Consider the following 18,582-nt stretch of genomic DNA (forward strand, 5'->3'; position numbering starts at 1 on the left):
CGATGGGGCTTGCGGCGTTCGCGCCGGCGATTTATAACGATCTAAATTCGTCGTAGCGAGTACGCACATGATCGCAGGCACTTTCCGCGCCGCGTCGCCGCGCGCGTTTTTCGGTTTCGTCGCCGGCTGCGCGCTGGCGTCGGTCGCCGGCGCGGTGGCGGCCGTCACGCCGGCGGAGCGCGGCGAGGCCGCGGTCGCGGCCGTCGATCCTTTCATCGGCACGGGCGGCGAGGGGCATACGTTTCCCGGCGCGGTCGTGCCGTTCGGCATGGTGCAGCTGTCGCCCGACACGCAGTTGAAAACCCGCAAGGAAGGCTACGGCTGGGCCGCCGGCTACCGTTACGACGATCGCACGATCTTCGGTTTTTCACATACGCATTTTTCCGGGACGGGGCACTCCGACCTCGGCGATTTCCTCGTCATGCCGACGACCGGCGACGTCAGGCTCGAACCGGGCGACGCGGCCGTGCCGGGCAGCGGCTATCACTCGCGCTTCGATCACGCTACCGAGCAGGCGCAGCCGGGCTACTACGCGGTGACGCTCGACGACTACGGCGTGCGCGCCGAACTCACGGCGAGCGCGCGCGTCGGCTGGCATCGCTACGCGTTTCCCGAGGGCAAGCCCGCGCACGTGACGCTCGATCTGCGGCCGAGCATGTACGACTATCCCGGCAAGGTGTCGTGGGCGCGACTGCGCGTGCGCGCGGACGGCACGATCACCGGCATGCGCGAAACGCGCGGCTGGGCGCCGGGCCGGCAGTTGTACTTCGCGCTGCGATTCTCGCAGCCGCTCGCCGGCCACGCGCTGCACAACACCGAGAAAGACGTGCCGTACAAGGGTTTCGCGCCGCCGGCCGCGAACGCGCCGGAACTGCGCGCGCAGATCGAAGGCCGCCAGCTCGTCGGCGTGTTCGACTTCGCGTCGAAGGGCGCGCCGCTCGTCGCGAAGCTCGCGATATCGCCGGTGGACGAGGATGGCGCGATCGCCAACCTCGACCGCGAGGCGCCGGGCTGGGATTTCGACGCGGTGCGCACGGCCGCGCGCGCGCAGTGGGCGCAGGCGCTCGGCGTGTTCGAAGTCGCGGCGCCCGACGCCACGCGCAAGGCGTTCTTCACCGCGCTGTACCACACGATGATGGGGCCGAGCCTGTTCATGGACGCCGACGGCCGCTACCGCGGCCCGGACAACGCCGTGCACGCGGCCGACGGTTTTACGAACTATTCCACGTTTTCACTGTGGGACACGTACCGCGCGCTGCACCCGCTCCTGACGCTGATCCAGCCGCCGCAGCGCACGAACGACTTCGTGCGCTCGCTGCTCGCGGCGCGCCGCCACAGCGCCTACGGCATCCTGCCGGTGTGGGCGTTCCACGGCCTGGAAACGTGGTGCATGATCGGCTACCACGCGGTGCCGGTGATCGCCGACGCGTACATGAAGGGCATCCGCGACTACCCGCTCGACGAGGCGCTGGCCGCGATGGTCGCGAGCGCGACGTACGCGCCGTACGGCGGTCTCGAAAGCTATATGAAGCTCGGCTACGTCGCGATCGACCGCGAAGGCGAGGCGGCGTCCAAGACGCTCGAATACGCGTTCGACGACTGGACGATCGCGCAGGTCGCCCGCGACATGGGCAAGCGCGACGTCGCCAGGCGGTTCGACGAGCGCGCCGGCAACTGGCGCCACGCGTTCGACGCGAAGACGGGCTTCATGCGCGCGCGCAAGTCCGACGGCAGGTTCCGCGAACCGTTCGACCCGACCGCGAGCGGCTACGGCACCGACTACACCGAGGGCAACGCGTGGCAATACTCGTGGTACGTGCCGCACGACGTGCATGGCCTGATCAAGGCGCTCGGCGGCGACGGCAAGCTCGTGGCGAAGCTCGACGCGGTGTTCGACGCGAAGGTCGACCCGAAACTGTTCGAACACATGGAAGACATCACCGGCCTCATCGGCTGGTACGCGCACGGCAACGAGCCGAGCCACCACGTGGCGTACCTGTACGACTACGCCGGCCAGCCGTGGCGCACGCAGGAGCGGCTCAAGCAGATCGTCGACAGCCAGTATCACGCGCGGCCCGACGGGCTCGCCGGCAACGACGATCTCGGCCAGATGTCGGCGTGGTACGCGTTCACGACGCTCGGCTTCTATCCGGTCGCGCCGGCGAGCAACGAATACGCGATCGGCCGGCCGTTCGTCGAGCGCGCGACCTTGCACCTGCCGAACGGCAAGACGTTCACGGTGCGCGCATCGCCGCTCGACGACGCGCATCCCTACGTCGGATCGGTGACGTTGAACGGCAAGCCGCTGGCGACCAGCGCGCTGCGCCACGAGGACATCGTCGCCGGCGGCGAACTCGCGTTCACGATGCAAGCGCAGCCGAACAAGGCGTGGGCGACGTCGCGCGACGCGCGGCCAGGGCGCCGGATCGGGCTGTGACCCTCGCGGCGGACTCTGCGCTGACGAACCGGAACGGGTCGTCGCCCGGCTTGATGCCTGACGCAAGTTATATTTTTCCATTTTAGTATCCGGCGCGCTGCCGCCTTGCGCGCCCGGTGTCGCGCGCGCGAAAAGATATAAATGGAATATGCATGAGATCGGCGGGCGCGGAGCGGCGCCGAAAAGAAAGCCGCCTGGGTAGGGCAGGCGGCTTGTAAGCCGGCCGACCGACGTTGGAGGACGGGGGCGGGCGGCGCGCAGATTACGCGGCGCGTGTTGCAGTTCGACGACGGCCGCGCGACAGGCGCGTGAGGCCGCGCGGCGTACGCGCCGCTGCGTCCGGCGGCGGACCGCAACAACGCCGCGCGATTTGTGGCGGTCGCATGACGGCCGATTTCGAGTCGTCGCAAAGGTCTCGGCGGGTACGCAAAGTGTCCGCGTCGTGCGGCGGTCGCCCGACTGCAATAATTCGGTAACCCCACGGCAATACGCTTCGCGCGATTTTTGTCTGCCCAAGGGGCCACGCAATGAAAACGCAGGTACGCAGCATCCTTGCTCTCGCCGTCGCGGCGGCCATCGCGCCGGCGGCGCACGCCGAGATCGCGATCGACGTCATCAACGGCAGCGAAATCAGCCTCGAAGGGCTGATGCAGGCTGACGGCAACTGGTATCACAACGACCGCGCCGACCTGAACGCCGCGAGCCCGCCGGGCCGCGACGGCGCCGACACCGAATTCGACATGCGCCGCTCGGAAGTGATCCTGAAGGGCAAGGGCGGCCGCTTCGACTGGACGCTCGGCTTCGACGGCAAGGCCAACAAGTGGCTCGACGCGAACATCAAGTGGAAGCTCGGCACGAACTACGTGATGGCCGGCCAGTACAAGCAGCCGAACAGCCTGGAAGAGCTGACCAGCACGCGCCACAACGATTTCATCTCCAAGGCGATGGTGACGAACCTGTTCGGCGTCGCGCGCCGCACCGGCGTCGCCTACGGCGACGACAAGACCAACTGGGGCTACAACATCAGCTACTTCGGCCGCGAGCTGACCCGCAATCTCGCGCAGGGTCCGGGTTTCGGCGGTCGCGTGTACTGGGCGCCGGTGCTGCAGCCGGGCAACGTGTTCCACCTCGGTCTTTCCGCGGTCGACTTCGACGCCGACCAGGTCGGCGCGCCGGACAGCTCGCGCCTGCGCGTGCGTCCCGACGCCGACCTCGCCACGACGCGCCTCATCGACACCGGCAACATCGCGAACGCCGACCGTCAGCGCACCTTCGGCGTCGAAGCGGCGTGGATCGGCGGACCGTTCAAGGTGCAGAGCGAATACATGCGCTCGCGCGTGAGCCGCACCACGAGCGCGCCGGACTTCACCGGCGACAGCTGGTACGTCTACGGCGTGTGGAACCTGACCGGCGAAACCTGGGGCTACAAGGCCGGCCTGCCGACGACGAACCTGCCGGACGAACCGTCGTCGGGCATGTGGCAGCTCGGCGTGCGCTACGACGCGACCGATCTCAACGACGGCGTGATCAAGGGCGGCGAAGAAAAGAACGTGACGCTCGGCGTGAACTGGTACTACCGCTCGAACTTCAAGTTCATGCTGAACTACGTGAAGATCAACAGCGACAAGTACCTCGCGAGCGCCGGCCGCGAAGTCAGCGACGATCCGAGCATCGTCGAGGCGCGCGCGCAGTTCTACTGGTAAGCGACGGACGCAGGGACTGCGACCAAAAGGCCGGGGCGACCCGGCCTTTTTCATGAGACCTGAAGCCGGGGCCGATCCCGATTTTTCCGGGGTCGCAGGAATCGGAGTGCCGTGCGAGCCCGCCCGCGCGATGCTGGCGCCGTCTTCAACGGAGCCGATCATGCATACCGATATCCGACACGCGCCCGGCGAATACGTCGACGTCAACGGCACGCGCCTGTGGGTCGAGCGCGAAGGCGCCGGCGATCCGCTGGTGCTGCTCGCCGGCGGCCCGGCGAATTCGCACGTGACGTTTCATCCGGTCTTCTCGCAACTCGCCGATGCCTGCGAGGTCGTCTACTACGACTATCGCGGTCGCGGACGCAGCGACAAGCCCGACGATCCGCGCGCGATCACGTTCGACGGCGACGTCGCCGATCTCGAAGGCCTGCGCCGCGCGCTCGGCTTCGAACGCATGCACCTGTACGGATTCTCGTACGGCGGGCTCGTCGCGCAGGCCTACGCGCTCGCGCATCCCGGGCGCGTGTCGCGGCTCGTGCTCGCCAATACGCTGTACAGCGCGTCGATGTGGCAGGCCAATCACGACAACATCAACGCCGAACTCCAACGCCAGTTTCCCGAAGTGTGGGAGCGCATTCTCGCGCTGCGGGCGCAGGGGCATCGCTCGTCGAGTCCCGACATGCAGGCGCTGTTCGCCGTGCACGGGCCGCTGACGCGCTGGTACGACGCGAGCCGCGCCGCGACGCTGCCGACCGAGCCCGGGTCGCCGGACAAGACGCTGTACTTCGCGTTCGTCGGCGACGACATCGATTTCGAACCCGGCGGCGAAGTGGCGAAACTGCCGGATTTCCGGCCGCGCCTGGCGGAGCTTGCGATGCCCGTGCTGATTCTCGCCGGCCGCTACGATCGCGCGCTGTATCCGAAGCTGCAGCTCGATTTCAAACGATACTGCCCGCAGGCGCGCTTCGTGATGCTCGAAAAGAGCGGCACGTTCGGCCACTTCGAGGAGCCCGAAACGGTGATGCCGCTGTTGCGCGAGTTTCTCGCGTAGCGGCGCTGCGACCGCGCGTCGCACGACGCCGGCGCCGCGTCGTGAGTAAAGTAGCGCCATGACCGACCTTTCTTCAGGCCTGTTGCGCACGCTCGCGGTGCTGCGCTGGTGGGCCGTCGCCGGCCAGGCGCTGACGGTGGCGCTCGTCGTGCACGCTTGGGGCCTGCCGCTCGCCGCCGCGCCCTTGTGGGGCGGCATCGCCGCGCTCGCGGCGTTCAATGCGTGGGCGTCGTACCGCGCGGCGACGAGCGTCGCGGCGAGCCATGGCGAAGTGCTCGCGCACGTCGCGGTCGACGTCGTCGTGCTCGCCTGGATGATCGGCTGGAGCGGCGGCGCGATGAATCCGTTCGCCTCGCTGTTTCTGCTGCCGATCGCGTTCGCCGCGGTCGCGCTGCCGCCGCGCCGGGTCGGCGCGACCGTCGCGCTGTGCGGGGCCGGCTACGCGCTGTCGGCCGCGTTCGGCGTGCCGCTGCCGCACGCGCACGGCCTGCTCGGCGATTCGCTCGACCTGCACCTGTGGGGCATGGCCGTGACGTTCGTGCTGTCGGCCGCGGTCGTGGTGTACTTTTTGACGCGCCTCGCCGCCGCGCTGCGGCAGCGCGAGCGCGAGCTGGCGCGCCTGCGCGAGCAGTTCGCGCGCAACGAGGGCATCGTCGCGCTCGCGACGCACGCGGCGTCGGTGGCGCACGAGCTGAACACGCCGCTCGGCAGCCTCACGCTGATGCTCGAGGACCAGCTCGCCGACGCGCCGCCCGGCAGCGCGCAGCGCGACGACGTGCTGCTGATGGCAACGCTCGTCAACGCGTGCCGCGACCGCGTGCGCGAGCTGGCGGCGCCGGCGGACCTCGCGACCGACGCGCGTCCGCTGGCCGAGCGGCTCGACACGATCGTCGAGCGCTGGCGGCTGCTGCGGCCGGCCGTGCGGCTCAATCGCAGCGGCGTCGTCGCCGACGGCGCGGTCGAACTCGACGCGGGTTTCGGCCACCTCCTGCAGGCGCTGCTCAACAACGCCGCGGACGCGAGCGCGAGCGCGGCGTCGATGCAGGTCGACCTGCACCTGGAAAGCGCCGGCTCGCAGCTCACCGGCGCGGTGCGCGACTACGGGCCGGGCTTCGAGACGGCCGAACCGCTCCTGCCCGGCACGCTGTTTCGCACGACCAAGCCCGACGGCCTCGGCGTCGGTCTAGCGCTGTCGCACGCGACGATCGAACGCCTGGGCGGCGAGCTGTCGATGGAGGCGGCCGACGGCGGCGGCGTCGTCGTGCGTTTTCGCCTGCCGCTGAAGGAAGACGCATGAACGGACTTTTGATCGACGACGACGAGGTCTACGCGCGCGTGCTCCAGCGATCGCTCGAGCGGCGCGGCCTCGCGCTGCGCGTGGCGCACAACGCGCACGACGCGCTCGACCTCGCGCAGGCGTCGCCGCCGGATTTCGCGTTGGTCGATCTGAAGCTCGGCGGCGAATCGGGCCTGAACCTGATCGCGCCGCTGCGCGCGCTGCGCGCCGACATGCGCATCATCCTCGTGACCGGCTACGCGAGCGTCGCGACCGCGGTCGAGGCGATCAAGCGCGGCGCCGACAACTACCTGCCGAAACCGGTCACCGCGGCGGCGCTGCTGCGCGCGCTGCATGACGAGGCCCCGCTCGAGGAAGCCGAGACGATGACGCCGCTCTCCCGCCTGGAATGGGAGCACATCCAGCAGGCGATGCAGGCGTGCGACGGCAACGTGTCGGCCGCCGCGCGCCTGCTCGGCATGCATCGCCGCTCGCTGCAGCGCAAGCTCGCCAAGCGCCCGGGGCCCGAGCGCCGGCTCGGCGAAGCCGACGCCTGACCCCGGCGGTTCTCAGCGATCCGCGAGCGGCGGCAGCGCGGTCGGTTTCGGATCGAACCAGCCCGTGAAATGCGCGACGAACGCGTCGAGGCACGCGGTGTCGTCGGCGTCGGATTTCAGGCACCGGATCTGCCCGCTGCGCGTGGCGGCGTCCCACGCCTCTTTGAACTGCGCCTGGCCGCGCGCCTCGGCGAGCAGCAGCGCGTCGAGCGCGGGCTTGGTCATCGAGATGCCGTAGTCGGTCGCGGCGACTTCGGATTCCGACAGCGCCGCGCCGCGCGGCGTTTCCTCGATGAACTCGGCGATGCCGTAGCGCACGTGCAGCACGTAGCCCTGCGCGCCGAAACCCTGATTGCCTTCGACCGGAAACCAGAAGCCGAACGTCTTGTCGATCGCCTGCTTCGCCGTGATCTCGGCGCGCAGCCGCATCGTCAGCGAGTTGACCCAGCTGCCGGCCGGCAGCGCGCCGATCACGCCCGGCGCGACGAGGCCGCCCTTGATGTCGCTCGGCAGCGGCAGTCCCTGCAGTTCGTGCGCGGCGGTAATGTAGAAATTGCGCCAATTGGGATTGAGTTCCGGTTCGGCGAGGCCGAGGAACGCGCGCGCCTTGAGTGCTTGCGCGGTCTTGAGCGCCGGCGACGACGGCGCCGCGTCGGGCGCCGACGGATCGGCGTACGCGCGCACGACGATCGTCGCGAGTTCGGCGGCCCATTCGTACTGCGCGACCGATTCGGCTTCCTTGCCGGCGGCCTTGAGCGCGTCGGCTTCGGCGAGCGCGTCGGCCGACGCGCGGTTGACCGCCGCGTCGCCGCAGATCATCGCGCCGTTCGCACCCTTGTCCGGCACGCACATCAGCGCGAGCGTCTTCTGTGCGAGCCGCTTCGGCGGCGTCGGCCGCAGCGCGACCGGATCGGCCTGGTACCAGCCGACCGAACCGACGTAGATCTCGCGCACCGCCTGCACGACCGAACCGTAGAACGGGCGCAGGTAGTCGCGCGGATTGACGCAGTCCTGCTTCGGCGGCACCGCCTGGTGCGGCGGCACGACCGGCGTCGCGCCTTCGGGACAGCGGTTCGCGCGCACCTTCGCGTTCTTGATCGGGCGCACCTCGTCGAGATTGCCCATGAGGTAGTCGTGCTGGCCGGCGGTGAGATAGATGTCTTCGACGAGCGGCGCCAGCTCGTTCATCGTGTAACCCTTGTTCATCCAGCGGATCGTCTGGTCGTGCGTGAACTGGATGGCGTCGCGGAAGTTCTTGAGCAGGCGCTGGATGTTCGCCGCCTCGCACAGCGGCGGGCCGTGGCTCGGCAGCATGCACCACGCGTCGAACTGCCGCAGCCGGTCGACGCTCCGGAACCAGTTCGTCGGATCGCGATACGCGGTACCGCGCAGGCTGTAGAGATTCGGAAACGACGGACCCTGGATCACCTCGGCCGACTGCAACAGGCCGGGACCGCTCCAGTCGTCGTCGGCCGGCGGATCGCCCTTGCGGTTGCGCCGGTCGGGCAGGAACACCGCGAGTTCGTCGTTCGTTTCGCTCGGCACGTAGACGAGCTGCATCTGCACGCCGGCCGCGATCACCTTGAGTTCGTCGCTGAAGGTGCGCGAGGGCATGCGGTAGCTGCCGTTGACGAGCACCTTCTTGCCGTCGACCTCGATCACCGCGCCTTTCTCGGCCGGTCCGATGCCGCTGTTGACGTGGTTGCGCGGAATGAAGCTGCCGTACATGTACGACGAACGCGCGTCGATGATCGTGCCGGTGACGAGCGCGGTCGTGCCGACGCCGTCGTTGATCTTCGCCTGGCCGATCACGGCGACGCAGTCGCGCGCGTCGGTCGCCGTGTCGAACAGCGTGTCGGCGCCGGCGACGTTCGGATCGGCGACGGGGCAGGGCGGCCGGTCGGCCGCGCCGAGCCAGCCCCAGACGCCGAACGTGTGGTCGATGTGGTTGTGCGTGTAGATCACCGCGCGCAGCGGCAATCGACATGCCGCGGGCACCGGCTGGCCGAATTCGTACGCGGGGCAGCGCGGCAGCACGCCCTGTTCGCGAAACGCGCGGACCGTGCGGTGCGTGACCTCGGGATTGCCGAGCGTGTCGATCACGATCAGCTCGCGATTGCCATTCGCGTCGCGGTTCGGGCCTTTGATCAGAATCGTGTTCGCAAGGTCGAATCCGACCGCGCTGTACACCTCGTAGCGCAGGTCGGCGGGGTAGCGCGGCAGCGGGTAGTGCTCTTTGGCCAGATCGTAGATTTTCGCCGGCGAGAACCAGTTGGAGTGCTGCGCCAGCAGCGTGTTGGCCGGCACGATGCCGACGTCGGGCGCGGGGCGCGGCTTGTCCGACGGTGCGGCGAACGCGGGCGGGCCGGCGGCAAAAACGCCGATGAGCAGGGCGGCAAGACGGAGTCGAAGGCGCATCGGAACCTCGGCGCGACAGGGCGGGAGCCCGCACGATAGGAGCGCTTCGGGTAAATGTCTACAAAGATCATTGGTCGCGAAAATAAAAAAACGGCGGCCGGAAAACACGATCGTTCCGGCCGCCGGTTTGCGCTTGCTTTCGATTCGGGGCTCGCGTCGCCGCCGGACCTTACGCCGTCTGCGTCGCCGCGACGCGACCCTTGAGGATGAATCCGCAGCGCCGCATGCCGGCCTTGAGGAGCGACGCGTATGAGGCCTTGTTGTGGATGTTGCAGCGCGCGGCCGGCACGCGGCCGGCGAGATAGCACTGCTTTTTGACTTCCTGCAGCAGATAGCTGCCGAGGCCGCCGCCGCGCGCGTCGGGATCGACCTCCGTGTGCAGGTCGGCGAACGGTTCGTTGTAGTGCGTGGCGAAGCCGCCGGTCGCGATGACCTTGCCCCGGCGTTCGAGCACGTAGTCGCCGACCGGTTCACCGTGGTGTTCGAACACGGCGTCGCCGTCGCGGCGCCGGCGGAACGCGACGCCGGGATGGGCGAGGTCGGTCGCCGCGTCGTCCTCGAACAGCATCACCTGCGCGTTGATGTCGTGCGCGAACTCGTACAGCATCGAGGCGAGCAGCGGTTCGTTGCTCTGGCATTCGACATGCGCGGGCTGCGCGGTTTCCAGAAGCTCGAGAAACAGCGGCGCCATCGCGCGGCGCCAGCCCGGCAGCACGTAGAACTCGAATACGGTGTCGCGCGCGGCTGCCTCGCCGCCGTTGATCGAGCCGTAGCCGACCTCGGCGCCGTCGCAGCGCAGCAACCAGGTGTCGCTGTGCCCTCGTTCGTGCCAGGCGTGATAACGGATCTGGCAATTGGTTTCTTGCAGAAACTGCCGGCGCAATGAAGCAATCGCCTCGATGCCGGCTTTGACGGCCGTGATTTTCATGCTTGAGCCTGGACGATTGGCGGACCCCTCCCCCCATCGCACTGCTGTGCGACAGCGCCAGTTACCGAAAGCGCCGCCGTAGCGACGCTCCGGATATCGCCGACTGTTCCGCGTTTGGTCGTCCGCGGCAAGCATAAAAGCTTTGTCAATTCGTGAACAATTGAAACTCCGTGCGCTTGTGCAGGGACAATGTGTTGACTATGTGAAATTCCCGGTGCAACCGACCGGTTGGCTCGTGCTCAGAACCGAATGCGCGCGATGGTCTTCGTCACCGTGACGCCGTCGATCGTGTAGCGCAGTTGCGCCCGGCCCGCGGCGCCGTCGGTGCGTTTGAACACGATTTGCGCGTCGCCGACGATATTGGCCGAGCCGCTACCGGTGTCATACGGCTGCGCCGACCACGGCGAACCGCTGCTCGCGACGACTTTGCCCTGCCACGTCGTCGCATCGACCCAGCCGCCGCCCTGCAGCGTGTACCAGCGCGGCTGCCGGCTCGCATCGAACACGTACAGGGCGCCGAACAGCGCGCCGCCGAACGCCGACTGCTGCAGCGACAGGCCCCAGCCGCTCTCCGCGGGCGTCCACCACAGGCCCGAATAGTCGGCAACCGGGTGCGGCGTCGGCGGGTACTGCATCGTATGAACCAGCGGCTGCACGTCGAACGTCACTCGCTCGCCCGGTGTCGTCTCGGGTTTGCGCACGACTTCGACCGTGTAGCTGCCGGCCGGAAACGCGCCGAGCTGGATCTCGTACGGCTCCTCCGGCGGGTTCGGCGCGCAGATTGCGGCGATCTGGCGGCCGATCTCGACGCGGATCGTGCCGCCGGACGCGGTCACGGTCGTCGTCAGCGGATCGAACTCGCACGCCGAAAACGCGGTGACGAGGTGCACGCGCTCGAACGGTGCCGGCGACGCCGGTTCGACGCTCGCGGCAAACGCGGGCGCGGCGGCCAGCGACGCGGCAATCGCGACGAGTGTGTTCCTGGATTTGGCGACAATGGACGAACGCGGCATGACGGCTTCCTCGTGACGTATGGATCGGTGCACCCTCGCATCCAGCGACGGTACGGCAAGCCGCGGCGTCGCAGCCGTTCGTCGGATCGCATTCGGCGCTTCCGGTTTTCGCAGAATTTGCGCGCTCGCCCGCCGCGAGCGCGCCGCACCGACCGGCTACACTCGCGGTTGGTTCGACGAAAGAGCGCGACATGAACGACGGAAAGATCGTCCGCATCGGCGGCGCATCGGGATTCTGGGGCGACAGCGCCGTGGCGGCGCCGCAGCTCGTGCGGTCGGGCCGGATCGACTATCTCGTGTTCGACTATCTCGCCGAAACGACGATGGCGATCCTCGCCGGCGCGCGCGCCAAGGCGCCCGAACTCGGCTACGCGACCGACTTCGTCGACGTGGCGATGCGCGCGGTGCTCGCCGACGTCGTCGCGCGGGGCATCAAGGTCGTCAGCAACGCCGGCGGCGTCCATCCGCGTGCGTGCGCGGCGGCGCTCGCGGCGCTCGCGCGCGAGCTGGGCGTCGAGGTGCGTGTCGCGGTGGTCGAAGGCGACGACGTGTCCGCGCAACTGCCGGCGCTGCGCGCGGCCGGCCGCCGCGACCTGTTCAGCGGCGAGGCGTTGCCCGAACGCGTGCTCAGCGCGAATGCGTATCTCGGCGCGCTGCCGATCGCGCGCGCGCTGTCGGCCGGCGCCGACGTGGTGATCACCGGCCGCTGCGTCGACAGCGCGGTGACGCTCGGCCCGCTGATCCACGAATTCGGCTGGAATCTCGACGACTACGACCGCCTCGCGGGCGGCAGTCTCGCCGGCCACATCATCGAATGCGGCTGCCAGGCGACGGGCGGGCTGTTCACCGACTGGGAAAGCGTGCCCGACTGGCCGGCGATCGGCTATCCGATCGTCGAATGCGCCGCCGACGGCAGCTTCGTCGTGACCAAGCCGCCGGGCACCGGCGGCCTGATCGCGCGCGCGGCGGTCGCCGAACAGCTCGTGTACGAGATCGGAGATCCCGGCGCCTACGTGCTGCCCGACGTCGTCTGCGATTTTCGCGACGTGCGCATCGACGCGATCGACGCCGACCGCGTGCGTGTGAGCGGCGCGCGCGGCTTGCCGCCGCCGCCGACGTACAAGGTGTCGGCCACCGCGCCGGACGGCTGGCGCTGCGCAGGCACGCTCGTCGTGATCGGCATCGACGCGGCCGCCAAGGCGCGCCGCACCGGCGAGGCGATCCTCGCGCGCGTCCGCGCGCTCTTCGCGCAGGCCGGCATCGACGATTTCCGCGCGACGCATATCGAAGTGCTCGGCGCGGAGGCGATGTACGGGGCGAACGCGCGCGGCGCGTCGCGCGAGGTGATGCTGCGCGTCGTCGCCGACCACGCGCGCCGCGACGCGCTCGAACGCTTCGCGCGTGAGATCGCTCCGGCCGTGACGTCGTGGGCGCCGGGCACGACGAGCCCGGCCGGCGGGCGGCCGTCGGTGACGCCCGTGATCCGGCAGTTCGCGTTCGCGCTGGAAAAGAACGCGGTCGTGCCGTCGTTCGAATTCGACGGCGAACGCAACGGCGTGGCGGTGCCGCCGGGCGGCGAGCGCGGCGTCGCGCGCCCGCTCGCGAGCGAGCCTCCGGCGTTCGACGACGCCGGCGAGGCGACGGTCGAGGTGCCGCTGGTCAGGCTCGCCTGGGCGCGCAGCGGCGACAAAGGGGATTTGTCCAATATCGGCGTGATCGCGCGCCGATCCGAATGGATGGGCCTGATCTGGCGCGAAGTGACGCCGGCGAAGGTCAAGGCGTATTTCGCGCACCTCGTGCGCGGCGACGTCGAGCGCTGGTATCTGCCGGGCATCGCCGCGATGAATCTCGTGCTGCACGGCGCGCTCGACGGCGGCGGCCCGGCGTCGCATCGCATGGACCCGCTCGGCAAGGCGATGGGGCAGATGCTGCTGGATATGCCGGTGGCGGTGCCGAGGTCGATCGCCGACGCTTTGTAGGCGGAGCAGGCCGCGCCATTGAAAATCGGACTCCCTCTCCTCCGCGCTTGCGCGGGGAGAGGGGCGGGGAGAGGGGGCGGCGCTTGGCTCTGCCTCGCTCTCGACGAAGTGCGACGCGTCGCCCCCTCACCCCAGCCCTCTCCCCCAAGCGAGCTTGGGGGAGAGGGAGCGACATCGCCGCGAGTGAAACAATGAGACGCGTTTCAACACTGCAACGCAACTCGCGACTGCGCTAAACGACACGGTCACAATCGCCGCCTACCGTGCGCGCCTTCCGACGTCCGTTCGAGACGTCGACAAGGACCGTACGCATGACCGCCACTTCCCGTCGCGACTTTCTGCGCGCGCTGGCCGCTACCGCCGGCGCCGCCGGCGTCGGCAGCATCCTGCCCGGCGTCATCCGCGACGCGCTCGCGGTGCCCGCCGCGCGCGTCACCGGCACGATCGCCGACGTCGAGCACGTCGTCATCCTGATGCAGGAAAACCGCTCGTTCGATCACTACTTCGGCACGCTGCGCGGCGTTCGCGGCTTCGACGATCCGCGTCCGATCGCGCTGCCGGGCGGTGCCAGCGTGTGGCAGCAGCCCAAAGCGTCGTCGGGCTACGTCATGCCGTTCCGGCTCGATACCGAATCGACCGGCGCGCAGTGCATGCACGACATCGACCACAGCTGGAAGGGCACGCACGACCGCTGGCGCGGCTTCGACCGCTGGGTGCGCGAGAAGGGCGCGATGTGCATGGGGCACTTCACGCGCCGCGACCTCGAGTTCTATTACGCGCTCGCCGACGCGTTCACCGTGTGCGACGCGTATTTCTGCTCCGTGCACGGGCCGACGAACCCGAACCGCATGCATTTGTTCACCGGCACGAGCGGCCTGGGCGTGTACCGTTCCGGCAACTTCTGCGTCAACAACGTCGACGACGGCAACTGGACCGGCGACGCGTCGCGCGACAACCCGGCGTTCGACGCGTTCGACTGGACGACCTACGCCGAGCGCCTGCAGAACGCCGGCGTGAACTGGCGCGTGTACCAGGAGTACGACAACTACGGCGACAACTCGCTCGCGTACTACCGCGCGTTCCGCGGCCTCGATCCGGCATCGCCGCTGTACCGGCGCGCGCGCGCGATCGTGCCGGGTTCGACGCAGGCGAACGCGTACACCGCGCGCGGCGAGCATCTCGTCGCCGAGTTCGCGCGCGACGTCGCGAACGGTACTTTGCCGCAGGTGTCGTGGATCGTGCCGTCGTACATCATGTCCGAGCACCCCGAAGCCGCGCCGTCGTACGGCGAGGCGCTGTCGGCGCAGCTGCTCGCCGCGCTCGCGGCGAATCCGGCGGTGTGGTCCAAGACGGTGTTCATCATCACCTACGACGAGAACGGCGGCTTCTTCGACCACATCCCGTCGCACGTGCCGCCGCTGACGTCGGCGCTCGGCCGCTCGACGGTCGCGACGAACACCGAGAACTACGGCGGCGTGCCGGTGGGTCTCGGCATCCGCGTGCCGACGCTCGTCGTGTCGCCGTGGAGCAAGGGCGGCTTCGTCAACTCGCAGGTGTTCGATCACACCTCGGTGCTGCGCTTCCTCGAAGCGCGTTTCGGCGTCGCCGAACCGAACATCGGCGCGTGGCGCCGCGCGGTGACGGGCGACCTGACGAGCTGCTTCGACTTCGCCGCGCCCGACGGCGCGTGGCCGATCCTGCCCGACACGAGCCAGTACATCGCGAACACCGATCTGTCGTGCCAGCTCGGCGCACCGACCGCGCCGGCCGAGCCCGCGCTGCCGACGCAGGAAGCCGGTCTGCGTCCGGCGCGGGCGCTGCCGTACGAGATCACCGTCAACGGCCGCGTGGACGCCGCGACCGGGCGCTACTGGCTCGATTTCGTCAACGACGGCGCGGCCGGCATCGGCCTCAACGTCTACGCGGCGAACCGCACCGACGGACCGTGGTACTACACGCTGGAAACCGCGACGGAGCTGTCGGACTACTGGAGCGCGCGCAGCGTCACGAGCGGCGTCTACGATCTGGCCGTGCACGGGCCGAACGGTTTTCTGCGCGAGTTCGGGGGCAGCGTCGAGGCGACCGCGAATCCCGAAGTCGTCGCGCTGTACGACACGATCGCGAACGCGCTCGTGCTGCGCCTGACGAACACCGGCAGCGCCGCGTGCGACGTGACGCTCGCCGCGAACCGCTATTCGAGCGCGCCGCCGCGGACGTTTGCGCTCGCCGCGGGCGGCAGCGCCGACGCGTTCGTCGACCTGTCGGCCTCGGGCCGCTGGTACGACCTCACGCTGACGTCGAACGCCGACGCGCAATGGCGCCGCCGGCTCGCGGGCCACATGGAAAACGGCGCGGCGAGCATCAGCGACCCGGCGATCGGCACGCGCAGCGACCGGTTGTTCGTCGACAGCTTCGAGGCCGCATGAGCTTTGTCAAGGATTGCACGATGAAACTTCTCTGCTTTTTCGCGGCGCTCGGCTGCGCCGCCGCCGCGAACGCCGGCACGCTGTCGCTCGACCGCGGCAGCTACGAGATCGGCGACACGATCACCGCGACTTACACGACCGACCAGCCGGGCGATCTGAACTGGCTCGGCGTCTACCGCCAGCCCGGCAACGGACCGGTGAACGGCGTCTACGTCGGACCGTCGATCGTCTGGACGTACGCGCCGACGGCGAGCGGCACGAAAACGCTCGCGACATCGACGCTGACGCCGGGCCGTCACGTCATGTATTTCCTGCTCAACGACGGCTACGTCTCGACCGCGACGCCGGTCGAGTTCGACGTGGTGCCGCGGCAGACCGATACGAGCCTCGCGTTTCTTGCCGGCGCGATCGCCGAACGCAACGCGCGCGTCGGCGACGCCTACGCCGGCAGCGTGCGCGGTGCGGCGCGCGCGCCGGCCGCGGCGACGCTGACGTACGCGAAAAACGGCGGACCCGCGTGGCTCGCGGTCGCCGCGAACGGCGACCTGTCGGGCACGCCGGGCGAGGCCGACATCGGCGACAACGCGTTCGCGCTGACGGTGTCCGACGGCACCGGCGCGAGCGCGTCGGCATCGCTCGCGATCCGGGTGCGCGCGGCCGGCGAGCCGGTCGTCGACACGTTGCGCGTCATGAGCTTCAACGCGTGGCAGGGCGGCAGCCGCGTCGACGCAGCGCGCGACAAGCAGCGCCGCATCGTGTTCGCGCAGAACGCCGACGTCGTCGGCATCCAGGAAGATGCGGGCACCGCGCAGGCGCTCGCGACCGCGCTCGGCTGGTCGCATCGCACGCTCGGCGGTCTCGCGATTCTCAGCCGCTATCCGATCGTCGGCGAGGCGCGCGCCGACTTCGGCGGCGGGCCGATCGCGCTCGGCGTGCGCGTGCGCGTCGCCGAGGCGCCGCCGCAGGAAATCGTCGTCTGGACGACGCAGCTCGCGTACAGCCCCTACGGCCCGTACGACGCGTGCTTCGGCGGCTACCAGGCGGCCGATCTCGTGCGGCGCGAAAACGAATCCGGCCGTGTCGCGGCGATCGACGCGACGCTCGCGGCGATGCAGCCGCAGATCGCCGACCGCGCGCTGACCGACGTCGTGCTGACCGGCGACTTCAACGCGCCGTCGCACCTCGACTGGACGGAAGCGACGAGCGCGCAGCACTGCAATGCCGGCGCGGTGGCGTGGCCGGCGACGCGCGCGGTCGAGAATGCGGGGCTCGCCGACACGTACCGCGCGGTGCATCCGGATGCGGCGGCGCAGGCGGGCAATACGTGGTCGCCGATCTATCCGCAGCACGGCGGCGCGAGCGGCAAGGACGAGCCGCAGGATCGCATCGACTATGTGTTCCACGCCGGCGACGACTGGCGCGCGGCGGCATCAGAAAGCGTCGTGATCGGCACGCCGGCGGCGTATCCGAACGTGGCGGCCAACGTGTGGCCGAGCGATCACGCGGCGGTGGTGACGACGTTCGACTATGTCGCGACGGGGGATGCGGTGTTCGTCGATGGATTCGAGGATGTGGCGCGGCTGGAAGAATAGCGGCTGCGGTCGGTTCGCTGCGTTCGTCGGCGGCGTTCGCGTGCACCGTATCATGCCGCCGTTCGTAGGGTTGTCGCTTCGGCGGAGGCTGGGGGCCAGTTTTTGATGTTGTTGTTGACGTTGACGGTCGCTTCGTCGTTGTTGTTTGGCTTTCGACAAAGCGTTTCGCCCGCCTGCCGGCGGGCGAGTCACTTTCTTCGACTGGCCGAAGAAAGTAACCAAAGAAGGCCACCCCAACTGCCGCGCCCCTCCGGGCATCCTGCCCTGCGGGGACCGCAAGCGCCCGGCGGGGTCCGCCGATGGTCCATCCTGGACCGCGGCGGACGACGCACATCCGTGTGCGTCCCCTGTCGGGCCTGATCACCGGGCACTTGCTCGCGGCAGATGGGGCCCCGGGGAAAGCGGGCGGCTTCCTGCCGCCAGAAGCAACGGCAACAGCAACAGCAACAGCAACGGCAACGGCAACGGCAACAAGAGCGGCGACGTTGGAGGCTGCGGCTTCGCTGTTTCTTCGCTTGTCATACCGGCGCAGGCCGGTATCCAGCTTCTAGGCTCGGTTTTCGCCGACACCGAAAAGCTGGATACCGGCCTTCGCCGGTATGACGGCGTTGTAGAAATGCCGCGCTTTGGCCGTTGCAGTTGCCGTTGCTTCTGGCGGCAGGAAGCCGCCCGCTCTACCCGGGGCCCCGTCGGTCGCGGCGAGATTGCGGAGGAAAAGCCCGCGCAGCGGGTGCGCGCAGGGATGCGCGCAGTTCGTTGACGGGCCATGGATGGCCCATCAACGAACCCCGGAGCGATCTCGCGGAGTTTGCGGGCATGGATGCCCGCAAACCGCGGCCGTCGGGGTGCCCTTGGAGGGTGCAGGGAGGGGTTGGGCAAGCAACCTCTCCTTGCTCGCTCGCGGCAGCGAGCGAAACGCTTTGTTCAACGCCAAGCAAAAGCTACAAAGCGACAAGAAAAAGCTGGACCCCAGCGTTCGCTGGGGTGACGAGCCAAGAGGGCGGGCGGCAGCGAGCGAAACGCTTTGTCCAAAGTCGGGCAAAAACTACAAAGAGACAGTCAAAAGCTGGACCCCAGCGTTCGCTGGGGTGACGAGCCAAGAGGGCGGGCGGCAGCGAGCGAAACGCTTTGTCCAAAGCCAGGCAAAAACTACAAAGCGACAGTCAAAAGCTGGACCCCAGCGTTCGCTGGGGTGACGAGCC

At 69.0% G+C, this 18,582-nt stretch carries 11 protein-coding genes; 8 read left to right on the plus strand and 3 right to left on the minus strand.

Features of this window, described 5'->3' with window-relative positions; genetic code table 11:
- Positions 1-67 precede the first annotated feature (67 nt).
- From OD750_RS18490 to OD750_RS18510, 5 genes are all read left to right on the plus strand, one after another.
- Positions 68-2,437, plus strand: a complete 2,370-nt coding sequence (locus OD750_RS18490; RefSeq protein ID WP_263542245.1) for a GH92 family glycosyl hydrolase — start codon at positions 68-70, stop codon at positions 2,435-2,437.
- A 527-nt stretch (positions 2,438-2,964) separates the two neighbouring features.
- On the plus strand, positions 2,965-4,140 hold the full coding sequence (locus OD750_RS18495; protein WP_263542244.1) for an OprO/OprP family phosphate-selective porin: 1,176 nt from the start codon (positions 2,965-2,967) through the stop codon (positions 4,138-4,140).
- Positions 4,141-4,300: 160 nt separating this feature from the next.
- Positions 4,301-5,191 (plus strand): alpha/beta fold hydrolase, encoded by an 891-nt coding sequence (locus OD750_RS18500; protein ID WP_263542243.1) that lies wholly within the window; start codon positions 4,301-4,303, stop codon positions 5,189-5,191.
- Between the two features lie 58 nt (positions 5,192-5,249).
- Positions 5,250-6,488 (plus strand): ATP-binding protein, encoded by a 1,239-nt coding sequence (locus tag OD750_RS18505; protein ID WP_263542242.1) that lies wholly within the window; start codon positions 5,250-5,252, stop codon positions 6,486-6,488.
- On the plus strand, positions 6,485-7,024 hold the full coding sequence (locus tag OD750_RS18510) for a response regulator transcription factor (RefSeq protein WP_263542241.1): 540 nt from the start codon (positions 6,485-6,487) through the stop codon (positions 7,022-7,024). Before OD750_RS18505 ends, OD750_RS18510 begins: the two co-directional genes overlap by 4 nt.
- Positions 7,025-7,036: 12 nt before the next feature.
- On the opposite strand, the gene OD750_RS18515 is transcribed toward OD750_RS18510, so the two are convergent.
- From OD750_RS18515 to OD750_RS18525, 3 genes are all read right to left on the minus strand, one after another.
- On the minus strand, positions 7,037-9,442 hold the full coding sequence (locus OD750_RS18515; protein ID WP_263542240.1) for an alkyl sulfatase dimerization domain-containing protein: 2,406 nt from the start codon (positions 9,440-9,442) through the stop codon (positions 7,037-7,039).
- 169 nt (positions 9,443-9,611) lie between these two features.
- Positions 9,612-10,370, minus strand: coding sequence for a GNAT family N-acetyltransferase (locus OD750_RS18520; protein WP_263542239.1), 759 nt, complete (start codon positions 10,368-10,370; stop codon positions 9,612-9,614).
- Between the two features lie 239 nt (positions 10,371-10,609).
- Positions 10,610-11,383: a hypothetical protein gene (locus tag OD750_RS18525; RefSeq protein WP_263542238.1), complete on the minus strand. Its 774-nt coding sequence runs from the start codon at positions 11,381-11,383 to the stop codon at positions 10,610-10,612.
- A gap of 191 nt (positions 11,384-11,574) precedes the next feature.
- Between OD750_RS18525 and OD750_RS18530 the strand changes: the two genes are divergently transcribed.
- From OD750_RS18530 to OD750_RS18540, 3 genes are all read left to right on the plus strand, one after another.
- Positions 11,575-13,362: an acyclic terpene utilization AtuA family protein gene (locus OD750_RS18530; protein WP_263542237.1), complete on the plus strand. Its 1,788-nt coding sequence runs from the start codon at positions 11,575-11,577 to the stop codon at positions 13,360-13,362.
- Between the two features lie 311 nt (positions 13,363-13,673).
- Positions 13,674-15,788 (plus strand): phosphocholine-specific phospholipase C, encoded by a 2,115-nt coding sequence (locus OD750_RS18535; RefSeq protein ID WP_263542236.1) that lies wholly within the window; start codon positions 13,674-13,676, stop codon positions 15,786-15,788.
- A 20-nt stretch (positions 15,789-15,808) separates the two neighbouring features.
- Positions 15,809-17,380 carry an endonuclease/exonuclease/phosphatase family protein gene (locus OD750_RS18540; RefSeq protein ID WP_263542235.1) on the plus strand — a complete coding sequence of 524 codons (1,572 nt, stop codon included), beginning with the start codon at positions 15,809-15,811 and terminating at the stop codon, positions 17,378-17,380.
- Positions 17,381-18,582: the final 1,202 nt, after the last annotated feature.

The organism is Tahibacter soli (assembly GCF_025717065.2).
GTDB lineage: Bacteria > Pseudomonadota > Gammaproteobacteria > Xanthomonadales > Rhodanobacteraceae > Tahibacter > Tahibacter soli.